Below are 19,949 nucleotides of genomic sequence, written 5' to 3'. Positions count from 1 at the left end.
ATGGCCCGTGATACCTGGTTCGAAACCGTCGCCATCGCGCAGGAGCGTGCGAAGAAGCGGCTCCCCAAGTCCGCCTACTCCTCGCTGATCTCGGCGAGCGAGAAGGGCCTGACGGTCGCCGACAACGTCGCGGCGTTCGGCGAGCTCGGCTTCGCCCCGCACGTCATCGGCGCGCTGGACAAGCGTGAGATGGCCACAACGGTTATGGGTCAAGAGATTTCGCTGCCGGTGATTATTTCTCCCACCGGTGTGCAGGCGATCCACCCCGACGGCGAGGTCGCTGTCGCGCGCGCGGCCGCGGCCCGCGGCACCGCGATGGGGCTGTCGTCGTTCGCCAGCAAGCCGATGGAAGAGGTCATCGCGGCAAACGACAAGACGTTCTTCCAGATCTACTGGCTCGGCAGCCGCGACGACATCGCGGCCCGGGCCGAGCGCGCCCGCGCGGCCGGCGCCAAGGGCCTCATCGTCACCACCGACTGGAGCTTCAGCCACGGCCGGGACTGGGGCAGCCCAAAGATCCCGGAGAAGATGGATCTCAAGACCATCGTCAAGATGAGCCCCGAGGTCATGACGAAGCCGCGCTGGCTGCTGCAGTGGGCCAAGACCATGCGGCCGCCGGCCCTGTCGGTGCCGAACCAGGCGATCAACGGCCAGGCCGCGCCGCCGTTCTTCCAGGCCTACGGCGAATGGATGGGCACCCCGGCACCGACCTGGGAGGACATTGCCTGGCTGCGTGAGCTGTGGGGCGGACCGTTCATGCTCAAGGGCGTCATGCGCATCGACGACGCCAAACGTGCTGTGGATGCCGGTGTTTCAGCAATCTCGGTGTCCAACCACGGCGGTAACAACCTGGACAGCACGCCGGCGTCGATCCGGGCGCTGCCCGCGATCGCCGAGGCCGTCGGCGACCAGGTCGAGGTTTTGCTGGACGGCGGTATCCGCCGCGGCAGCGACGTGGTCAAGGCGCTGGCGCTGGGGGCCCGGGCGGTCATGCTCGGCCGGGCCTACCTGTGGGGGCTTGCGGCCGAAGGACAGGCCGGCGTCGAGAACGTCCTCGACATCATGCACGGGGGTATCGACTCGGCGCTGCGTGGGCTGGGCAAGGCCTCGATCCACGACCTCGGACCGGACGACATCCTGGTGCCGGAAGGCTTCACCCGGCGGCTGGGCGGCTGAGCCGCGGGGCGGACGGGGTGATTCGACGGGTCCGCTGATACGCGCGGTGCTGACGGGACTGACGTGATGGTCGCCGGGGTCTTGACAACCGCGGCGATTTGACCATTCGCTACGAATTGTTGCGTATACGGCAACAATTGGCGCACAGCAGGCAAATTCGGCTTACCATCGGCGGGTGCCTTTTCCCAGCGAGCTCGGGAACTCGACGTCGAGGCAGTTGCAAGCCATGCGGCCTTCGTTGATCGTCCCGATTGGTTCCACCGAGCAGCATGGGCCGCACCTGCCGCTGGATACCGATACCCGGATCGCTGAGGCAGTGTCGCGGTCCGTCGCGGAGGAACTGCGCGCGCAGACGATCCACGGCGTCGATCAGCCCACGTGGTTGGTCGCGACTGCCATCAACTACGGCGCGAGCGGTGAGCACGAGGGCTTTCCCGGCACCATCTCGATCGGCCTGGCCGCGCTGGAACATTTGCTGGTCGAGTTCGGGCGGTCTGCATGTAACTGGGCCGGCCGGATCGTGTTCGTCAACGGTCACGGCGGCAACGCGGCGGCGCTGACGGCGGCGACCACGCTGCTGCGGGCCGAGGGGCGCGACGTGGCCTGGTGCCCGTGCACCGCCGCCGGTGCGGACGCCCACGCGGGCCATACCGAAACGTCTGTACTGCTGCACCTTTCACCGGCCGATGTCTGGGTCGACGAAAGCGTCGTCGGCAACACCGCACCGCTGCCCGAGCTGCTGCCGGCATTGCGCCGCGGCGGCATGGCGGCGGTCAGCCCGCTCGGGGTGCTCGGCGATCCGACGACCGCCACCGCAGCAGACGGGTCCCGTATCTTTGCAGAAATGGTCGAAAGCTCCGTGCGCCGGATCAGCGCATGGCAGCCGAGCTCTGGGGGGATGCTCGCGTGACGGGGGTGGGACAGTGACTGGGCCGCGGCTGCCTGACGGCTTTGCCGTCCAAGTGGATCGCCGAGTCAAGGTGCTGGGAGAGGGCGCCGCGCTGCTCGGTGGCTCGCCGACGCGCCTGCTGAAGCTGGCTCCGGCGGCGCAGACCATGCTCGACCGCGGCCGCCTGGAGGTCCACGACGCGCAGAGCGCGCAGCTGGCCCGCACGCTGCTCGACGCCACGGTGGCGCACCCACGGCCGGCGACCGGTCCGTCGCACCTCGACGTCACCGTCGTTGTTCCGGTACGCGACAACGCCGTTGGCGTCGCTCGGCTGGTGCGGTCCCTGCGCGGCATGCGCGTGGTCGTGGTCGACGACGGCTCCGTGGTGTCGCTGCAGGCCGCGGACTTCTGCGATCTGGCCGGGCACTGCGACGTGCGCGTGCTCCGGCACGACGTCAGCCGCGGACCGGCCGCGGCCCGCAACACCGGGCTGGCCGCCTGCGAGACCGACTTCGTGGCCTTCCTGGACTCGGACGTGGTGCCCCGTCGCGGGTGGCTGGAAGCGCTGCTGGGGCACTTTTGCGACCCCGCCGTCGCGTTGGTCGCGCCGCGGATCGTCGGCCTGCACGAGCCCGACAATCTGATCGCGCGCTACGAGGCCGTGCGCTCGTCGCTCGACCTCGGCATGCGGGAAGCCCCCGTGGTGCCGTACGGCATGGTGGCCTATGTGCCGAGCGCGGCCATCATCTGCCGGCGCGCGGCGCTGGACCAGGTGGGCGGTTTCGACGAGTCGCTGCAGTCCGGCGAGGACGTGGACCTGTGCTGGCGGTTCATCGAGGCCGGGGCCCGGCTGCGGTACGAGCCGATCGCGCTGGTCGGCCACGATCACCGCACCGCCCTGGGAGAATGGTTCGCCCGCAAGGCCTTTTACGGTTCCTCTGCCGCGCCGCTGTCGGTGCGGCACCCGGGTAAGACGGCGCCGCTGGTCATCTCCGGCTGGACGCTGGTGGTCTGGGTGCTGCTGGCCATGGGGTCCGGGGTGGGGTACCTGGCCTCGACCATCGCCGCGGCGATCACCGGCCGTCGCATCGCCAACTCGTTGCGATCGATCGACACCGAGCCGCGCGAGGTCGCCGCGGTCGCCGCGCAGGGGCTGTGGGCTGCGGCCCTGCAACTCGCCGCAGCGCTGTGCCGGCACTACTGGCCGGTGGCGCTGGTGCTGGCGGTGTGTTTCCGGCGCTGGCGGCAGGTGGTGCTCATCGCCGCGATCGTGGACGGCGTCGTCGACTGGGCGCGCCGCCACCACACCGTCGACGACAACACCCAGCGCGTTGGTCTGCTGGCCTACCTGCTGCTCAAGCGTCTCGACGACATCGCCTACGGTCTCGGGCTGTGGGGCGGCGTGGTGCGCGAGCGGCATCTGGGTGCGCTCAAGCCGCAGATCCGGACTTGAGCCGACGCCGCGATGACGTCCTGATCGTCGGGGCCGGCAGTGCCGGCTGCGTTCTGGCCGAGCGTCTTTCGGCCGATCCCGCCTGCCAGGTGACGCTGCTGGAGACCGGCGGCACCATCCGCCCGGAGCCGGGCTGGGTGCTGCCCATCGGCGTCGACAGCATCGTGGCCCGACAACACCGCACGACCCTGACGCAGAATCCGGCGCGGTCCGTGGACATCGTGCGAGGACGGGTGCTGGGCGGTTCCGGGGCGATCAACGGCGGCTACTTCTGCCGGGCCTGGCCGGCCGATTTCGCGGACTGGGCGGTGCCGGGCTGGTCCTGGTCCGACGTGCTGCCGCACTACTGCGCCATCGAGACGGACCATGACTTCAGTGGTGCCGAACATGGATCGGCCGGCCCGGTCCCGGTCCGCCGTATCAGCGAATTCGCAGCATCCTCACAGGCTTTCCGGGCCGCGGCGGGCGCGCGGTTCCCCTGGATCGACGATCTCAATGCCGCGGCCGGGGTCCGGACGGGCCTCGGCGCGGTGCCGCTCAACATCGATGACACCGGGCACCGGCACGGCCCCGGCGAGGTCTATCTGACGGCCGCGCGCGGCCGGGACAACCTGACGGTGCTCGCCGGCACCCGCGCGCTACGGGTGTTGTTCGACGGTGACCGCGCGGTGGGAGTCCGGTGCCTCGGCCCCCAGGGGGTGTCGGACCGGTACGCCGACCGGATCGTGTTGTGCGCCGGGGCAATTGAATCCGCGCATCTGCTGATGCTGTCCGGGATCGGCCCGGCTGCACAGTTGCGCACGGTCGGCGTACCGGTGGTGGCGGACCTGCCGGTGGGGGCCGGGTGCGCGGATCATCCGGAATGGGTGGTGCCGACCACCTGGCCCGCGGCGCCCGCACGCCCGCCGCTCGAATTGCTGCTCACCACCGACGAATTGGAAATCCGGCCGTACACCTGGGGCTTCGCGGCCATGACCGGCGGAGTCACCGACGGCGCGGACCCGGTGCACCTCGGCATCTCCCTCATGCGACCGCGCGCGCAGGGCAGGGTCCTGCTGGTGTCGGACGACCCCGAGGTGCGTCCCGTCATCGAGCACCGCTACGACGCCGACCCGGCCGACGCCGCGGCCCTACACGTCGGGTACGAACTCTGTCGCGACCTGTTCGGTACTGCCATCGCCGACGCGGAACCGGCCTGGTCCACCGCGCAGCATCTGTCTGCCACGGCCCCGTTAGGCGCCGACGGCGACGAACGCGCCGTCCTCGATCCGCAGTGCCGGGTGCGCGGCGTCGACGGGTTGTGGGTCGCCGACGGCGCCGCGCTGCCGGGCATCACCGGTCGGGGCCCGCACGCGACCATCGTCATGCTGGCGCACCGGGCCGCGCGGTTCATCGTGTCCTAGGAGCGTGGGTCGGTAACGGTTCGGGTGGGGCGTAGCGCGAGCGTGCGGTCAATTGCGAAATCGATGGGGACCCCGCTTGCGGTGTTACCGACCCACGCTCGTAGCCGCTGAGTGGCCACCTGGCGCACGCGAATCGCGAAAACAATTGCGATAAATGGCCTTTCGGCTCAGCGCTCGCGGCCGGGCGCCCAGAACGCGATCAGCACGCCGGCGGCCGCGGTGATCGTCGCGAGTACCACCAGCGACGTCTGCATGGCGTGGAGGAACGCCACCCGGGCCACGGTCACGAGCTGACCGCCGACCGGGCCCAGATGGGGTGCGGCGGCCACCGCGCCGGCCAACGAGCCGCGCGCGGCGTCCTGCACCGGAACCGGGAATCCGGCCACGGCAGCCCCGATGTGCTTGGTGTATCCGGCCGCCAGGAGGGAGCCCGTCAGCGCGATGCCGATGGCTGCGCCCACCTCCCGTGTGGTGTCGTTGACCGCTGACGCGACGCCCTGCTTGTCATCGGACACGGACGTCATGATCGCTGAAGTCGTTGGTGCGGTGAAGATTCCGACGCCGGTGCTCACCACCAGGAGCGGCCAGGCCAGGCTCCAGTACGGCGAGTCGACGCGGACCAGGCACAGAGACAGCAGACCGGCGGACAGCAGCCCCAAACCGATGAGTACCACGAGGCGCAATCCCAGCTTCGGCAGGTACCACGACGACAGCGGGGACAGGATGAGCATCGGCACCGCCAGCGGGGACAGGGCCAGTGCGGTCCCGATCGGGCTGTAGCCCATGACCAGTTGCATGAATTGCATCGCCAGGTAGAAGAAACCGAACATCACCATGAACAGCACCGTGATGGCTGCGGCTCCGGTGCCGAATCGGCGATCGAGAAATAGCCGGACATCCAGCAGCGGGTACCGGGCCCGTAGCTCGATGATCGCGAACGCCGCTGCCAGGATCAGCCCGGCGGCGATGCCACCCAGAACCACCGGATGCGTCCAACCGCGATCGGGCGCCGCCAGGATGCCGTAGACCAGTGCGGCCACGGCCGCGGCAATCACCGCGGCGCCTGCAACATCCAATGGCCGGGCCTCCGCGTCGCGTGAACTGGTGATGGTCGCGGTCATGGCGATGAGGACGAGCCCGGCACCGCCGAAGGCCCAGAAGATCGACTGCCAGGGCCAGAAGTGCAGCAGCACAACAGAACCCAGCATGCCGACCACGCCACCGCAGCCGCAGATTCCGGCCCAGATGCCCACCGCCTTGGTGCGCTGGTCCGCCGGGTACGACGCGGTGATCAGCGACAGCGTTGCGGGCATGATGAACGCGGCGCCCACTCCGGCCGCACCTCGGGCCGCGATGATGTGCATGGGATGGGTGTTCAGCGCCGGAACGATCGAGGCGACCGCGAAGATGGCGAGGCCGAACAGCAGCGCGCCACGCCGGCCGTAGCGGTCGCCCAGGGCACCGGCGGGCAATAGCAGACACGCCAGGATCAAGGTGTAACTGTCGATGATCCAGGTCAGCTGCGTCTGGTTCGCCGAGGTCGCCATGGCGATGTCGCCGAGCGCGGTGTTGAGTGCCACCATCGACGAAATCACCAGCAGCACACCACAACACGCCACGAACAGCGTCCAGCCGCGGCGACGCGAGGTGGGTGGTGCGGCCGTAGGCAGGGTGGTTTGGGTCCGGGGGCTCACCGCGCTCGCCTTGTCGGCCATGCAGCCGCCTTCCGGTAGTTTCAAGACTGTTGATCTTCAAACGAGACTAACAGTCTCGTTTGTCGCCCGGAGGTGATTGGCGTTGTCCAGCGAACATGGTGACCCGCGGCCGGCTCGTTCCCGGGCGCGGCTTCTCGAGGCGGCGACCGATCTGCTGCGTTCCGGCGGTCCCAGCGCCGTGACCGTGGATGCCGTGATCCGGGCGTCCAATGTGGCCAGAGCCACCCTCTACCGGCACTATGCCAGCGGAAATGACTTGCTGGCAGCGGCATTTCACGCACTCATTCCGCCGGCTCCGGTGCCGCTCGCCGAGGGGGACCTGCGCGAGCGGTTGATCGCGCTCGTGCGCGCGCAGGCGGAGTTGATCGCTGAGGCGCCGGTCAGCCTGGCGGCCATGTCCTGGCTGGCGCTCGGCAGCAACCTCGAACACCTGCCGTGGGGTACGGCAGGTGCCGAGAGCGTCGAGGTCCGCAACCTGCGGGAACGGGTCGCCGAGCAGTACGCCTTCCCGTTCGAGGCCGTGCTGTCCAGTCCCGAGGCCGTCGCCGAGTTGGGCGACGTGGACCGACTCCACGCGGCGGCGTTGCTATTCGGCCCCATCGTGCTCGGCAAGCTCAGCACGTTGCCCGACTTCGATTACCACGAGATCGCCGTCGTCGCCGTCGACGGATTCCTCGCGACTCATCGCATCAGCGCAGCGAATACCGGACCGGCAGGTGCTTGAAGCCGCCGACGAACGTCGTCGCGGAGAGTTCCGGGGAACCGGCCAACTCGATCGAGTCCAGCCGCGACAGCAGCTCGGTGAACAGGCTGTTCATCTCCATGCGGGCCAGGGCCGCACCCAGACAGAAGTGCACGCCGTAACCGAACGCCAGGTGCTTGTTGGGCTCGCGCCCGACGTCGAACCGGAACGGGTCGGTGAACACCTCCTCGTCACGGTTGCCGGAAACGTAAGCGAGATAGACGGATTCGCCCGCCGCGATCGGCACGCCGCGCAGGACGGTGTCGGCGGTGGCGGTGCGCATGAACTCCTTCACCGGCGTGCTCCACCGGATCATCTCCTCGACCGCGGTCGGCATCAGGTCGGGATTCGCCTTGAGGCGGGCCAGCTCGCCGGGATTCTGGATCAGCGCGTGCAGCCCACCCGAGATGGCGTCCTTGGTGGTGTCGTGGCCGGCGCTGGCGACGATCACGTAGTAGGACGCGGTGTCCATGTCGCTGAGCGGTTCGCCGTCGATGCGGCCGTTCGCGATCGCCGATGCCAGGTCGTCGGTGGGATTGGCCCGCCGCGATGCCGTCAGCTTGGCGAAGTACCCGAAGAAGTCGAGCAGCACGCTGAACAGTTCCTCGGGGGACTGGCCGCGGCTGTACTCGTCGTCGTCGCCGCCGAACAGCTCCTGGGTGAGGGTGTGCATGCGGTCGTAGTCCTCTTCGGGCAGACCGAGCAGCGACATGATCACGTAGAGCGGGAACTGGATCGCGATCTCCTCGACGAAGTCGCATTCCGGGCCGGCGTCGCGCATCCGGTCGACATACCGCTTCGCCAGTTCGTCGACGCGGACCTTGAGGTCGCGCATGGCCTTGGGGCGGAACCAGTCGGCGCCGATGGCGCGAATCTTGCGGTGGTGCGGGTCGTCCATGTGGATCAAGGTCCGCAGCCCCATGCCCGCGTCGGCCTGTGCCTTCAGTAGATCTTCGGCGTCGGCCTGCATCAGCAGCGGGCGGGGCTCACTGATGAAGAGGTTGTTGTCCCGTTCGATGGCCATGATGTCGGCGTGTTTGGTGATCGCCCAGAACGGCCGGTACGGCGGATTATCCACCCAGGCAACGGGATTGGTGGCGCGGAGGTGCGTCAGTGCGGTGTGCAGCCGATCATCGTCGGCGTAGGCGGAAGGATCTGCGAGGACCTTGGCGGCCTCGTCGGTGGTGGGTGCAGTCATTGAACTCCTCACGCAGACGCAAACTTGACAGCTGTCAAGTGGAGTGTAGGTCGTTCGATCCCCGATGGGGAGGGGGTCGCCGAAAATATTTCTGAGCTGCATTCGGCAGCCTTTCAGTAGGCTGGGTGCTCGTGTCGTCCGCCCATCCGCGCAGACTGCTGCAGCGCGCTGTAGCAGTGGCGGCCGCGGCGCTGCTGGTGGCCGGCTGTGGTCTGGACCCGCACAGTGAAGGTGCCACGGCCGGCGCGCCCGACGCGGTGACAGCTGATCCGGCGCTGGTGCACACCGCTTCGGGGACCGTCCGCGGGACGGTCAATCCCGATCTCCGCTTCTTCGGTGGAATCCCTTATGCCGCACCACCGTTGGGTGCGCTGCGCTTCCGTCCGCCGGCTCCGGCGCCACCGTGGGACGGCGCGCGCGACGGTGCCAAACCAGGCGCGCGCTGCATCCAGGACCCCAAGGGCGACCTCGAGATGGGCCGCAACACCAGCGAGGACTGCCTGACGCTCAACGTCTGGACGCCGCCGGTGCAGGCCTCCGGCGAACGTCGACCGGTGCTGGTGTGGCTCCACGGCGGCGGGTTCATCAACGGCTCCAGCAGCATCTACAACTCGACGCGGCTGACGACGCGCGGCGACGTGGTGGTGGTGACCGTCAACTACCGACTCGGCGCACTGGGTTTCCTGGCCCATCCCGCGCTGGGTGCCGGTTCCGACGTCGGCAACTACGGCCTGGCAGATCAGCAGGCGGCGCTGCGCTGGGTGCGCGACAACATCGCCGCGTTCGGCGGCGACCCCGACAAGGTGACCATTGCCGGCGAATCCGCGGGCGGGATGTCGGTGTGCGACCACCTTGTCGCGCCCGACTCGGCCGGTCTGTTCCGCGGCGCCATCATCGCCAGCGGGCCGTGCCAGGCCCAGGGCGCGCTGCCCGAGGCCACCCGCGCCAGCCTGGCCTACGCGGCGGCCGCGGGCTGCGGCGATCCGGCGGCCGCGGCGGACTGCCTGCGCAGCCTGCCGGTCGACAAACTGCGAAAACCCGTGTGGTACTACGGAATCGGCGAGAACATGCTCAGCGGACCCGTCGCCGGGACGACACTGCTGCCGGTCGACCCGATGCGGGCCATCAGCGATGGCGGCGCTGCCCGGGTGCCGGTGATGATCGGCACGACCCGCGACGAGTTCACGCTCTTCGTTGCGCTGCAATACCTGCGCGCGGGCAAGCGGTTCCACGCCGACGCCTACCCGCGGCTGCTGGAGTCGACATTCGGCGCCGATGCCGGCGCGGTGGCGGAGCACTACCCGCTGGGCGGCTACGGCGGCAGCGCCGCAGTCGCCTATTCGACGGCAGTCACCGACGCGGCGTTCGCGTGTGTGGCGGACCGCATCGGCGACGCGCTGGTTGCCGACGCACCCGTGTACGGGTACGAGTTCGCCGATCCGGCGCCACCGACACCAGATCCGCTGCGCAAGTTGCCCTTCCCGGTAGGGGCAAGTCATTCGCTCGATCTGCGGTACATCTTCAACATGGGCGGGGCGCCGCCGCCCGCGCCCGCGCAGATCGCCTTATCGGATCAGATGATCGACTACTGGAGTTCATTCGTCCGCGACGGCAGGCCGAGCGCCGACGGTGCGCCGGAATGGCCGGCGCTGACCGGTGGCGAGCATGACAGCCGCATGTCCTTGCGCCCCGACGGAAGTCGATTGGTCACAGATTATGACCAGGTGCACCAATGCGCGTTCTGGGCGACTCTGCAGCACTGAGTGCTACGTCGAACGTGGCGCATCCTGGTGGCGCCGGCGGCGCGTCGTCGCGGTAGGTGCCACGCTCGGCGCACACTGCCCGAAAATGGCTTGCCCGCCCGGGCGGGTGTGCACTTCGATAGGGCGGCATGACGCTTCCCGATGCCGACCGGTTCGCCCGCGAGTGGTGCGCGGCCTGGAACGCACATGACGTCGAGGCGGTTCTGGCGCATTTTCACGACGATGTCGTCTTCACCTCACCGGTCGCGGCGCGCGTGGTGCCCGAGTCCGGGGGAGTGGTGCGGGGTAAGGACGCGCTGCGGCGGTACTGGACCGCGCTGGCCGCAGTGCCGGAGCTGCACTTCGAGGTCGTGGCTACCTATATAGGGACGCAGGCGCTCGTCATCAATTACCGCAACCACCGCGGCCAGTTGGTCAACGAGGTGCTGATCTTCGATGGTGAGCTGGTGCGCGAAGGCCACGGCACCTATCTCGATTAGGCGGGCGTCACCCACGTCGTGATGTCGGCGTGCACGACCTCCTCGCCTCGGGCGTCGACCACCGAGACCGATACGACCACGTCGGTGCCCTTGGTCAGGGCCTCGAAGTCAGGGATGTCGACCCGCGCGTGTGCCCGCAGTGAGGTGGTGGCCTTGGCCAGGTACCGCACGTTCATGGCCTTCGGGATCCAGCGGTGGCTCGTCGGGACCGTCGCTTCCATCGCCATCCCCATTGCGGCCTCGGCGGCGTTGCAGGACGCGATCGCATGCACGGTGTGCAGATGGTTGTAGACGAAGAACCACTTCGGCACCGCCACCTCGGCGTAGCCCGGCTCCATCGTCACCACCCGGGGTAGGACCGAAGCGAAGTACGGCACCCGCACCATCGCGGCCGCGGAGAACATCAGGCTGCCGCCGGGTCGTCCGGAGAGCTGCTTCCAGGCGCGGTAGGTGGGGCTCAGTGTCGACATGGCTCTATCTTACTCAAAAGTAAGTTCAGTGCCGACGCGGATTTCGCCGGCCTGGGTGCGCCCGACTCGCACCGTTGCGCCACCAGTACAGAGTCAACAACTGGCGTGGCTGCGCATGCGTTGACTCTGTACCCAGGGCGCACTCCACTCGCACTTATGCGCCTTGGATACCGGGTCAACAGAACAGCCTCCATCAACCGCGAAACCAGAGCGGCGTCCACTCGGACAACCAGGCCCGCACCGCAGAATCACCGCAGGACCGGCGGCAGAACCCGGGCGCGCCGGACGGCTCCGCAGCGGATTTGGAGCGAGCCCGGATCTGGGGCATACTGTTCGGGTTGCCTTGCGCCGGGTTCGCCCGCTGCGGGCATACGACCGGCGCCCATCTCGGGCGCATCCGGTCCCAGCATCGCCCACGATGGAATTTCCAACGCGGACGACTGTGCGCAAAGGCGACACGCCCGAGCGCGGGGGTCGGTGAACCACAGAAACGTAAAGAGCGGCGGCATAGCCAGCGCGCGCGATCGGGTGTCCCGATGCGTGCGTATTGAAGACCAGGCCCGAGCACGGGCCCGTGAAAGTTAGGTAGGAGAAGCGTGGCGGGACAGAAGATCCGCATCAGGCTCAAGGCCTACGACCACGAGGCGATTGACGCCTCGGCGCGCAAGATCGTTGAGACGGTCACCCGTACGGGGGCAAGCGTGGTCGGCCCGGTGCCGCTGCCGACCGAGAAGAACGTGTACTGCGTCATCCGGTCTCCCCATAAGTACAAGGACTCGCGGGAGCATTTCGAAATGCGTACCCACAAGCGCCTTATCGACATCCTCGACCCCACGCCGAAGACCGTTGACGCCTTGATGCGCATCGATCTGCCGGCGAGCGTCGACGTCAACATCCAGTAGGAGACCCAGAAAAATGGCACGCAAAGGCATTTTGGGCACCAAGCTGGGCATGACGCAGGTGTTCGACGAGAACAACAAAGTCGTCCCGGTCACGGTCGTGAAGGCCGGCCCCAACGTGGTGACCCGTATCCGCACCACCGAGCGCGACGGCTACAGCGCCGTGCAGCTCGCCTACGGCGAGATCAGCCCTCGCAAGGTGAACAAGCCGGTCACCGGTCAGTTCGCCGCCGCAGGCGTCAACCCGCGCCGGCACCTGGCCGAGCTTCGTCTCGACGACGAGGCCGCCGCTGCTGAGTACGAGGTCGGCCAGGAGCTGACCGCCGAGATCTTCGCCGACGGCGCGTACGTCGACGTGACCGGCACCAGCAAGGGCAAGGGCTTCGCCGGCACCATGAAGCGCCACGGCTTCAAGGGCCAGGGCGCCGCGCACGGTGCCCAGGCTGTGCACCGTCGTCCCGGTTCGATCGGTGGCTGCGCCACCCCGGGCCGTGTCTTCAAGGGCACCCGCATGTCCGGCCGGATGGGTAGCGACCGCGTCACCACCCAGAACCTGAAGGTTCACAAGGTCGACGCCGAGAACGGTGTGCTGCTCATCAAGGGCGCCATCCCGGGCCGCAACGGTGGACTGGTGGTTGTCCGCACCGCAGTTAAGCGAGGCGAGAAGTAATGACTCTCAAGATTGACGTCAAGACCCCGGACGGCAAGAAGGACGGCTCTGTCGAGCTGCCCGCCGCGCTGTTCGACGTCGAGCCCAACATCGCGCTGATGCACCAGGTGGTGACGGCCCAGCTGGCCGCCGCCCGCCAGGGCACGCACGCCACCAAGACCCGGGCCATGGTGTCCGGTGGTGGTAAGAAGCCGTACCGCCAGAAGGGCACCGGCCGCGCCCGTCAGGGTTCGACCCGCGCCCCGCAGTTCACCGGTGGTGGCGTCGTCCACGGCCCGCAGCCGCGTGACTACAGCCAGCGGACCCCGAAGAAGATGATCGCTGCCGCCCTGCGCAGCGCGCTGTCGGACCGGGCTCGCAACGAGCGCATCCACGCGATCACCGAACTGGTGGCCGGTCAGAACCCGTCGACCAAGAGCGCCAAGTCGTTCCTGTCGTCGCTGACCGACAACAAGAAGGTGCTCGTCGTGATCGGCCGCAGCGATGTGGTCGGCGCCAAGAGCGTCCGCAACCTGCCTGGCGTGCACGTGATCTCGCCGGATCAGCTGAACACCTACGACGTGCTCAACGCCGACGACCTGGTGTTCTCGGTGGAGGCGCTCAACGCCTACATCACCGCCAACACGAAAGAGGAGGTGTCGGCCTGATGGCTACCGTGACTGATCCTCGCGACATCATCCTGGCCCCGGTCATCTCGGAGAAGTCCTACGGACTCATCGAGGACAACACGTACACGTTCATCGTGGCGCCGGAGTCCAACAAGACGCAGATCAAGATCGCTATCGAGAAGATCTTCGACGTGAAGGTCGACTCGGTGAACACCGCGAACCGGAAGGGCAAGCGCAAGCGCACCCGCACCGGTTACGGCCAGCGCAAGAGCACCAAGCGCGCGATCGTGACCCTGTCCGCCGGCAGCAAGCCGATCGAACTGTTCGGAGCTCCGGCCTGATCGGCCGGGAGTTAAGGGATTAACTGATAATGGGAATTCGCAAGTACAAGCCGACGACCCCGGGTCGTCGCGGTTCGAGCGTCTCCGACTTCGCCGAGATCACTCGTTCGACTCCGGAGAAGTCGCTGATCCGTCCGCTGCACGGCACTGGTGGTCGTAACGCGCACGGCCGCATCACGACTCGTCACAAGGGTGGCGGTCACAAGCGTGCCTACCGCGTCATCGACTTCCGTCGCCATGACAAGGACGGCGTCAACGCCAAGGTCGCGCACATCGAGTACGACCCGAACCGCACCGCCAACATCGCGCTGCTCCACTTCGTGGACGGCGAGAAGCGCTACATCATCGCCCCCAAGGACCTCAAGCAGGGCGACGTTGTCGAGTCGGGCCCCAACGCCGACATCAAGCCGGGCAACAACCTGCCGATGCGCAACATCCCGGCCGGTACCGTCATCCACGCCGTGGAGCTGCGTCCGGGCGGCGGTGCCAAGCTGGCCCGCTCGGCCGGTGTCAGCATCCAGCTGCTCGGTAAGGAAGGCGCGTACGCCACGCTGCGTATGCCGTCGGGTGAAATCCGACGCGTCGACGTGCGCTGCCGCGCCACCGTCGGCGAGGTCGGCAACGCCGAGCAGGCGAACATCAACTGGGGTAAGGCCGGCCGTATGCGGTGGAAGGGCAAGCGCCCGACCGTCCGTGGTGTCGTGATGAACCCGGTTGACCACCCGCACGGTGGTGGTGAGGGTAAGACCTCCGGTGGTCGTCACCCGGTGAGCCCGTGGGGCAAGCCCGAGGGCCGCACCCGCAAGCCCAACAAGCCGAGCGACAAGCTCATCGTCCGCCGCCGGCGCACCGGCAAGAAGCGCTAGGCCGGAAAGGAATAGACGATGCCTCGTAGCCTCAAGAAGGGTCCGTTCGTCGACGACCATCTGTTGAAGAAGGTCGACGCGCAGAACGAGAAGAACACCAAGCAGGTCATCAAGACCTGGTCCCGTCGGTCGACCATCATCCCCGACTTCATCGGTCACACCTTCGCCGTCCACGACGGTCGCAAGCACGTGCCGGTGTTCGTCAGTGAGGCGATGGTCGGGCACAAGCTCGGCGAGTTCGCCCCGACGCGGACCTTCAAGGGTCACATCAAGGACGACCGGAAGAGCAAGCGCCGCTAATGACTACCGTTACTGAATACCCGTCCGCGAGCGCCAAGGCGCGCTTCGTGCGTGTGTCGGCGAGCAAGGCCCGCCGGGTCATCGACCTGGTCCGTGGCAAGAGCGTCGAAGAGGCGCTCGACATCCTGCGGTGGGCACCGCAGGCTGCCAGCGAGCCGGTCGCCAAGGTGATCGCCAGCGCTGCCGCCAACGCGCAGAACAACGAGGGCCTGGACCCGACGACCCTCGTGGTCGCCACGGTCTTCGCCGACGAGGGCCCGACCGCCAAGCGCATCCGGCCGCGCGCCCAGGGGCGTGCGTACCGGATCCGCAAGCGCACCAGCCACATCACCGTGGTCGTCGAGAGCCGTCCCGCGAAGGACAAGGCCTCGAAGGGCGCAACGGCCGGTGCCGCCCGCGCTCGTCGTGCGCAGGGTAGTAAGGCCGCGGCTGCCAAGACCGAGACGAAGGGAGGCTCGGAGTAGTGGGCCAGAAAATCAACCCGCACGGCTTCCGCCTCGGTATCACCACCGAATGGAAGTCCCGTTGGTACGCCGACAAGCAGTACGCGGACTACGTCAAGGAAGACGTCGCCATCCGCAAGCTGCTGGCCACCGGCCTGGAGCGCGCCGGCATCGCCGACGTGCAGATCGAGCGCACGCGTGACCGCGTCCGGGTGGACATCCACACCGCACGTCCGGGCATCGTCATCGGTCGCCGTGGCACCGAGGCCGACCGCATCCGCGCCGACCTGGAGAAGCTGACCGGCAAGCAGGTTCAGCTGAACATCCTCGAGGTCAAGAGCCCCGAGGGCGTCGCGCAGCTGGTGGCGCAGGGCGTCGCCGAGCAGCTGAGCAACCGTGTCGCGTTCCGTCGTGCCATGCGCAAGGCCATCCAGTCGGCCATGCGTCAGCCCAACGTCAAGGGCATCCGGGTGCAGTGCTCGGGCCGCCTCGGCGGTGCTGAGATGAGCCGCTCGGAGTTCTACCGCGAAGGTCGCGTGCCGCTTCACACGCTGCGCGCCGACATCGATTACGGCCTGTACGAGGCCAAGACCACATTCGGCCGTATCGGCGTGAAGGTGTGGATCTACAAGGGCGACATCGTCGGTGGCAAGCGTGAGCTCGCCGCCGCCGCTCCCGCCGCCGACCGTCCCCGTCGGGATCGTCCGTCCGGTACCCGTCCGCGTCGCAGCGGTTCGTCGGGCACCACGGCGACCAGCACCGAGGCCGGCCGCGCTGTGGACGTCGCTGTTGAGGCCCCCGCCGGCGATGCGCCGTCGGAAGCAACGGAGAGCTAAGCATGCTGATTCCCCGCAAGGTCAAGCACCGCAAGCAGCACCACCCGGAGCAGCGCGGTATCGCCAGCGGCGGCACCTCGGTCAGCTTCGGTGACTACGGCATCCAGGCCCTGGGCCACGCCTACATCACCAACCGGCAGATCGAGTCCGCTCGTATCGCCATCAACCGGCACATCAAGCGTGGCGGCAAGGTCTGGATCAACATCTTCCCGGACCGCCCGCTGACCAAGAAGCCTGCCGAAACCCGCATGGGTTCCGGTAAGGGTTCGCCGGAGTGGTGGGTCGCCAACGTCAAGCCGGGTCGCGTGCTCTTCGAGCTCAGCTACCCCGACGAGAAGATCGCCCGGGAGGCGCTGACCCGCGCCATCCACAAGCTGCCGATCAAGGCACGCATCGTGACTCGAGAGGAGCAGTTCTGATGGCAGTTGGAGTTACGCCTGGTGAACTGCGTGAGCTCACCGAGGAAGAGCTGACCACGCGTCTGCGCGAGTCGAAGGAAGAGCTGTTCAACCTTCGCTTCCAGATGGCCACCGGTCAGCTGTCGAACAACCGCCGGCTGCGTACCGTGCGGCAGGAGATCGCGCGGGTCTACACCGTTCTGCGCGAACGCGAGTTGGGCCTGGCGTCCGGGCCGGTTGGTAAGGATTAGTCATGGCAGAAACTAAAGGCCCCAAGCACACGCCGGCCACCGAGACCGAGCGTGGCAGCCGCAAGACCGCCATCGGTTACGTGGTGTCGGACAAGATGGAAAAGACCATCGTGGTCGAGCTGGAATCCCGTAAGAGCCACCCGCTCTACGGCAAGATCATCCGGACCACCACCAAGGTCAAGGCGCACGACGAGAACGGCGATGCCGGTATCGGCGACCGCGTCTCGCTGATGGAGACCCGTCCGCTGTCGGCCACCAAGCGCTGGCGTCTGGTCGAGGTGCTCGAGAAGGCCAAGTAAGGCCTTCGACAGACATCGAAACTGCCCCTCTTCTTCGGAAGAGGGGCAGTTTTGCATTCGGAGCCTGCCCGGCGGGAAATTTCTGCGTCGCAATCCAATCCGGTTCGGCGTCGGCTCCGAATACGGGGCATGCACACACTCGTCCTCATCGGATTTCTCGGCGGACTGATCACCGGCATCTCGCCGTGCATCCTGCCGGTCCTGCCCGTGGTCCTGTTCTCCGGCACCAATCGCCGCCCCTACCTGGTGATCGCCGGACTGGTCCTGAGTTTCAGCGTGGTGACCCTCGTCGGGACCGTCGTGCTGCAGCAGTTGCATCTGCCGGCCGACATCATCCGCTGGGTCGGCCTGGCTGCCCTCACGGCCATCGGTGTCGGCCTGATCTTCCCGCGCGTCGAACGCCTGCTGGAAGCGCCGTTCGCGCGCCTGCCGCAACGTGACATCGCCGGCAACCGCAAGGGTTTCGGCCTCGGGCTGGCCTCGGGCGTGCTCTACGCCCCGTGCGCGGGACCCGTGCTGGCGGCGATCGTGGTGGCCGGGGCAACAGGCCGGATCGGGCTCGACACCGTGGCGCTGACCGCGTCGTTCGCGGTCGGCACCGCGCTGCCGCTGCTGCTGTTCGCCGTGGGCGGGCAGCGAGTTGCCCGGCGGGTCAAGGCCTTTCAGGAGCGACAGCGGCAAATCCGGGTTGCCGCCGGGGTGGTCATGCTGGTCGCCGCGGTGGCGCTGGCGCTGAATCTGCCCGCCACGGTGCAACGGGAGATCCCCGACTACACCGCGACGTTGCAGGCGCGCATCGCACCCGCCGGAGTCGGCTTGTCCAGTTGTGCAGAGGCCGCGAGTGTCCTGCAGGACTGCGGCACCGCCCCGGACATCGTCGGCATCGACAGCTGGTTCAACACACCTGGCGACGCCCCGCTCGATCTGAAAGCCTTGCGCGGCAAGGTGGTTCTCGTCGACTTCTGGACCTACACCTGCATCAACTGCCAGCGAGCCATCGAGCACGTCACCGGTTGGTATGACCGCTACAAGGACCAGGGCTTCACCGTGATCGGCGTGCACACGCCGGAATACCAGTTCGAACACGACCGTGCCGGCGTCATCAAGGGTGCGGCGGATCTGCACATCACGTATCCGGTCGCCCTGGACAACTCGTACGACACCTGGAACAACTACCAGAATCAGTACTGGCCGGCGAGCTACCTGATCGACGCCGCCGGCGTCGTCCGCCACCTCAAGTTCGGCGAGGGTGACTACGACGTCACCGAGGGCATGATCCGTGAGCTGCTGGCTCAGGCGAAGCACTGACGGGTGAGGCTAGGCTGCTCGACGATGGCCGCATCGTCTGAGCACGCCCCCGATCTCGGTGCCGTGCTGCAGCGTGTCGCGGAAGGGGATGCCGACGCGTTCGCGTCGTTCTACGACGCGACGTGTGCCCGGGTCTTCGGCCTGATCCTGCGGGTGCTGCGGGACCCCGGTTACAGCGAGGAGACGACGCAGGAGGTGTACGCACAGGTGTGGCGTGCGGCTGCCGGTTATGACCCCGCCGAGGGTTCGGCGGTGGCCTGGGTGCTGACGCTGGCGCACGGCCGGGCGGTTGACCGGGTGCGTGCAGAGGCCGCGCGCGCCCGGCGTGAACGGGACTACGGCACAAGGCATCTCGATCGGCCCTCGGATGTGGTGGCGGAGGCTGCGGTGCGGGGTGACGATCGTCTGCGCGTGGTGGGCTGCCTCGGCGCTCTCACTGATTCGCAGCGTGCGGCGATCGAGTTGGCCTATTACGACGGCCTGACCTACGTGCAGGTCTCCGAGCGACTGGCCACAAGTCTCGGCACCGTGAAATCGCGGATGCGCGAAGGGCTGCGCAAGCTTCGTGATTGTCTGGGGACACCATGACCGATCCGTCCGAATTCGATCTGCTGGAGCTGGCGGTGCCGTATGCCCTGGACGCCGTCTCCGACTCTGAACGTGCCGAGATCGAGCGGCGGCTGGCCACGGCGCCCGGCGCCGTGGCGGAGGCGTTCCGCAGTCAGGTGGCCGAGGCCCGCGAGACGCTCGTGACCCTGTCGGACGCGACGGCCGTGCCGCCACCGGCGGCGCTGAGAGAAGCTGTGCTGCACGGCAACCGTCGTCAGGCTCACGAACGTCGCTGGCGCAGTGCAATTCTCGTCGCGGCGGCGGTGCTGGCCGTCGGTGGCAGCGCGTTCGCGGCGGGCTGGATGTTGCGGCCGCCGCCGGCATCCCCGGTCGCCGAACAGGTGATGACCGCGCCCGACGTCCGCAGCGTCTCCACCCCGTTGCGGTCCGGTGGCACGGCGACCGTCGTGTACTCGCGGGCCCGCGGGGACGGCATGGTGATGTTCGACGGTGCCGCTCCGCCGCCGCCGGGCATGGCGTACCAGGTGTGGTTGATGAAGGACGGTGTTCCGGTGCAGTCGGGGCCGCCGATCCGGGACACGCGCGCGGTCATGGTTTCGGACATCGGGCGGGCCACGGCGCTGGGTCTGACTGTCGAGCCGGCGGTGCGCGCGGCTGATGCGCCGCCCGGCGACATGGTGGCGCGGGTGGTGCTGCCGTGATGCGAAATGGGTCGCCCGGTTATTTCCCGAGCAGACGCAAAACTGTCGACTCCCTGCTGAAAATGGACAGTTTTGTGTCTGCTCGCTAATTGCCCACGCCCCTCATCCGAATCGGATGAGGGGCGCTTCGAAATCCATGGGACCGCGGTGATTACGCCGGATTGTTCAAAT

The 19,949-nt window shown here is 67.8% G+C and carries 22 protein-coding genes and 2 pseudogenes; 21 read left to right on the top strand and 3 right to left on the bottom strand.

Annotated features, from left to right (window positions below):
- The 4 genes from mftD (at position 1) to mftG (ending at position 4,921) form a co-directional block, all read left to right on the top strand.
- Entirely contained in the window at positions 1-1,176 is a 1,176-nt protein-coding gene (gene mftD, locus ACJEIK_RS22930; RefSeq protein ID WP_409430337.1) for a pre-mycofactocin synthase MftD, read from the top strand.
- A gap of 136 nt (positions 1,177-1,312) precedes the next feature.
- Positions 1,313-2,086, top strand: coding sequence for a mycofactocin biosynthesis peptidyl-dipeptidase MftE (gene mftE / locus ACJEIK_RS22925; protein ID WP_409431745.1), 774 nt, complete (start codon positions 1,313-1,315; stop codon positions 2,084-2,086).
- Between the two features lie 13 nt (positions 2,087-2,099).
- Positions 2,100-3,518: a mycofactocin biosynthesis glycosyltransferase MftF gene (gene mftF / locus ACJEIK_RS22920; RefSeq protein ID WP_409430336.1), complete on the top strand. Its 1,419-nt coding sequence runs from the start codon at positions 2,100-2,102 to the stop codon at positions 3,516-3,518.
- Complete coding sequence (mftG, locus tag ACJEIK_RS22915) at positions 3,515-4,921, top strand: mycofactocin system GMC family oxidoreductase MftG (RefSeq protein ID WP_409430335.1); 1,407 nt, start codon at positions 3,515-3,517, stop codon at positions 4,919-4,921. Before mftF ends, mftG begins: the two co-directional genes overlap by 4 nt.
- 167 nt (positions 4,922-5,088) lie before the next feature.
- Here mftG and ACJEIK_RS22910 read toward each other — a convergent pair whose 3' ends face one another.
- Positions 5,089-6,636, bottom strand: coding sequence for an MFS transporter (locus tag ACJEIK_RS22910; protein WP_409430334.1), 1,548 nt, complete (start codon positions 6,634-6,636; stop codon positions 5,089-5,091).
- A gap of 82 nt (positions 6,637-6,718) precedes the next feature.
- Here ACJEIK_RS22910 and ACJEIK_RS22905 point away from each other — a divergent pair, with 82 nt between their 5' ends.
- Entirely contained in the window at positions 6,719-7,360 is a 642-nt protein-coding gene (locus ACJEIK_RS22905) for a TetR/AcrR family transcriptional regulator (RefSeq protein ID WP_409430333.1), read from the top strand.
- On the opposite strand, the gene ACJEIK_RS22900 is transcribed toward ACJEIK_RS22905, so the two are convergent.
- Positions 7,326-8,576 carry a cytochrome P450 gene (locus ACJEIK_RS22900; RefSeq protein ID WP_409430332.1) on the bottom strand — a complete coding sequence of 417 codons (1,251 nt, stop codon included), beginning with the start codon at positions 8,574-8,576 and terminating at the stop codon, positions 7,326-7,328. The genes ACJEIK_RS22905 and ACJEIK_RS22900 overlap by 35 nt on opposite strands.
- Positions 8,577-8,701: 125 nt before the next feature.
- Between ACJEIK_RS22900 and ACJEIK_RS22895 the strand changes: the two genes are divergently transcribed.
- Together ACJEIK_RS22895 and ACJEIK_RS22890 are read left to right on the top strand one after the other, a co-directional pair.
- Positions 8,702-10,339, top strand: coding sequence for a carboxylesterase/lipase family protein (locus tag ACJEIK_RS22895; RefSeq protein ID WP_409430331.1), 1,638 nt, complete (start codon positions 8,702-8,704; stop codon positions 10,337-10,339).
- Between the two features lie 128 nt (positions 10,340-10,467).
- Positions 10,468-10,818 carry a nuclear transport factor 2 family protein gene (locus ACJEIK_RS22890; protein WP_409430330.1) on the top strand — a complete coding sequence of 117 codons (351 nt, stop codon included), beginning with the start codon at positions 10,468-10,470 and terminating at the stop codon, positions 10,816-10,818.
- On the opposite strand, the gene ACJEIK_RS22885 is transcribed toward ACJEIK_RS22890, so the two are convergent.
- Positions 10,815-11,288, bottom strand: a complete 474-nt coding sequence (locus ACJEIK_RS22885; protein WP_061002791.1) for a hotdog fold domain-containing protein — start codon at positions 11,286-11,288, stop codon at positions 10,815-10,817. The two genes, ACJEIK_RS22890 and ACJEIK_RS22885, sit on opposite strands and share 4 nt — an antisense overlap.
- Positions 11,289-11,884: 596 nt before the next feature.
- Between ACJEIK_RS22885 and rpsJ the strand changes: the two genes are divergently transcribed.
- The 14 genes and pseudogenes from rpsJ (at position 11,885) to ACJEIK_RS22815 (ending at position 19,778) form a co-directional block, all read left to right on the top strand.
- Positions 11,885-12,190, top strand: coding sequence for a 30S ribosomal protein S10 (gene rpsJ, locus ACJEIK_RS22880; RefSeq protein WP_003883485.1), 306 nt, complete (start codon positions 11,885-11,887; stop codon positions 12,188-12,190).
- Between the two features lie 13 nt (positions 12,191-12,203).
- A complete protein-coding gene (gene rplC, locus ACJEIK_RS22875) occupies positions 12,204-12,857 on the top strand; it encodes a 50S ribosomal protein L3 (RefSeq protein WP_138250456.1) in 654 nt (217 codons plus the stop codon).
- On the top strand, positions 12,857-13,504 hold the full coding sequence (gene rplD, locus ACJEIK_RS22870; RefSeq protein WP_061002787.1) for a 50S ribosomal protein L4: 648 nt from the start codon (positions 12,857-12,859) through the stop codon (positions 13,502-13,504). The genes rplC and rplD overlap by 1 nt, the downstream gene beginning before the upstream one ends.
- Positions 13,504-13,806 carry a 50S ribosomal protein L23 gene (gene rplW, locus ACJEIK_RS22865; RefSeq protein WP_029119743.1) on the top strand — a complete coding sequence of 101 codons (303 nt, stop codon included), beginning with the start codon at positions 13,504-13,506 and terminating at the stop codon, positions 13,804-13,806. Before rplD ends, rplW begins: the two co-directional genes overlap by 1 nt.
- A 29-nt stretch (positions 13,807-13,835) precedes the next feature.
- Complete coding sequence (gene rplB, locus ACJEIK_RS22860) at positions 13,836-14,672, top strand: 50S ribosomal protein L2 (protein ID WP_061002785.1); 837 nt, start codon at positions 13,836-13,838, stop codon at positions 14,670-14,672.
- An 18-nt stretch (positions 14,673-14,690) separates the two neighbouring features.
- A complete protein-coding gene (gene rpsS / locus ACJEIK_RS22855; RefSeq protein ID WP_020101403.1) occupies positions 14,691-14,972 on the top strand; it encodes a 30S ribosomal protein S19 in 282 nt (93 codons plus the stop codon).
- Positions 14,972-15,334 (top strand): annotated as a pseudogene (rplV, locus tag ACJEIK_RS22850) (50S ribosomal protein L22); the annotation flags it as partial. The gene rpsS and the pseudogene rplV, both read left to right, overlap by 1 nt.
- A gap of 101 nt (positions 15,335-15,435) precedes the next feature.
- Positions 15,436-16,251 (top strand): 30S ribosomal protein S3, encoded by an 816-nt coding sequence (rpsC, locus tag ACJEIK_RS22845; RefSeq protein ID WP_061002779.1) that lies wholly within the window; start codon positions 15,436-15,438, stop codon positions 16,249-16,251.
- Between the two features lie 2 nt (positions 16,252-16,253).
- Positions 16,254-16,670, top strand: coding sequence for a 50S ribosomal protein L16 (gene rplP / locus ACJEIK_RS22840; RefSeq protein WP_020101406.1), 417 nt, complete (start codon positions 16,254-16,256; stop codon positions 16,668-16,670).
- Entirely contained in the window at positions 16,670-16,900 is a 231-nt protein-coding gene (rpmC, locus tag ACJEIK_RS22835; protein WP_020101407.1) for a 50S ribosomal protein L29, read from the top strand. The genes rplP and rpmC overlap by 1 nt, the downstream gene beginning before the upstream one ends.
- 2 nt (positions 16,901-16,902) lie before the next feature.
- A complete protein-coding gene (rpsQ, locus tag ACJEIK_RS22830; protein WP_020101408.1) occupies positions 16,903-17,199 on the top strand; it encodes a 30S ribosomal protein S17 in 297 nt (98 codons plus the stop codon).
- 129 nt (positions 17,200-17,328) lie between these two features.
- A pseudogene (locus tag ACJEIK_RS22825) lies at positions 17,329-18,501 on the top strand (cytochrome c biogenesis protein/redoxin); the annotation flags it as partial.
- Between the two features lie 30 nt (positions 18,502-18,531).
- A complete protein-coding gene (sigK, locus tag ACJEIK_RS22820) occupies positions 18,532-19,095 on the top strand; it encodes an ECF RNA polymerase sigma factor SigK (RefSeq protein WP_061002773.1) in 564 nt (187 codons plus the stop codon).
- The gene (locus ACJEIK_RS22815) at positions 19,092-19,778 is read left to right on the top strand and encodes an RskA family anti-sigma factor (RefSeq protein ID WP_061010582.1); all 687 of its coding nucleotides are present in this window, start codon (positions 19,092-19,094) and stop codon (positions 19,776-19,778) included. Before sigK ends, ACJEIK_RS22815 begins: the two co-directional genes overlap by 4 nt.
- The last annotated feature ends 171 nt before the right edge of the window (positions 19,779-19,949 follow it).

The sequence above is a fragment of the Mycobacterium sp. SMC-16 genome (genome assembly GCF_046250085.1).
GTDB lineage: Bacteria > Actinomycetota > Actinomycetes > Mycobacteriales > Mycobacteriaceae > Mycobacterium > Mycobacterium phocaicum.
Note: the sequence above shows the minus strand (reverse complement) of the source record. Positions and strands in the feature narration are given on the sequence as shown.

Excerpts from the sequence above, each read along its gene's own strand:
- sigK (WP_061002773.1), top strand. The coding sequence starts at position 18,532 with ATGGCCGCATCGTCTGAGCACGCCCCCGATCTCGGTGCCGTGCTGCAG.
- ACJEIK_RS22885 (WP_061002791.1), bottom strand. The coding sequence starts at position 11,288 with ATGTCGACACTGAGCCCCACCTACCGCGCCTGGAAGCAGCTCTCCGGA.
- rplB (WP_061002785.1), top strand. The coding sequence starts at position 13,836 with ATGGGAATTCGCAAGTACAAGCCGACGACCCCGGGTCGTCGCGGTTCG.
- rplW (WP_029119743.1), top strand. The coding sequence starts at position 13,504 with ATGGCTACCGTGACTGATCCTCGCGACATCATCCTGGCCCCGGTCATC.
- rplP (WP_020101406.1), top strand. The coding sequence starts at position 16,254 with ATGCTGATTCCCCGCAAGGTCAAGCACCGCAAGCAGCACCACCCGGAG.
- ACJEIK_RS22900 (WP_409430332.1), bottom strand. The coding sequence starts at position 8,576 with ATGACTGCACCCACCACCGACGAGGCCGCCAAGGTCCTCGCAGATCCT.
- rpsQ (WP_020101408.1), top strand. The coding sequence starts at position 16,903 with ATGGCAGAAACTAAAGGCCCCAAGCACACGCCGGCCACCGAGACCGAG.
- mftD (WP_409430337.1), top strand. The coding sequence starts at position 1 with ATGGCCCGTGATACCTGGTTCGAAACCGTCGCCATCGCGCAGGAGCGT.
- ACJEIK_RS22890 (WP_409430330.1), top strand. The coding sequence starts at position 10,468 with ATGACGCTTCCCGATGCCGACCGGTTCGCCCGCGAGTGGTGCGCGGCC.
- ACJEIK_RS22815 (WP_061010582.1), top strand. The coding sequence starts at position 19,092 with ATGACCGATCCGTCCGAATTCGATCTGCTGGAGCTGGCGGTGCCGTAT.
- ACJEIK_RS22910 (WP_409430334.1), bottom strand. The coding sequence starts at position 6,636 with ATGGCCGACAAGGCGAGCGCGGTGAGCCCCCGGACCCAAACCACCCTG.
- rpmC (WP_020101407.1), top strand. The coding sequence starts at position 16,670 with ATGGCAGTTGGAGTTACGCCTGGTGAACTGCGTGAGCTCACCGAGGAA.
- rplC (WP_138250456.1), top strand. The coding sequence starts at position 12,204 with ATGGCACGCAAAGGCATTTTGGGCACCAAGCTGGGCATGACGCAGGTG.
- rplD (WP_061002787.1), top strand. The coding sequence starts at position 12,857 with ATGACTCTCAAGATTGACGTCAAGACCCCGGACGGCAAGAAGGACGGC.
- rpsS (WP_020101403.1), top strand. The coding sequence starts at position 14,691 with ATGCCTCGTAGCCTCAAGAAGGGTCCGTTCGTCGACGACCATCTGTTG.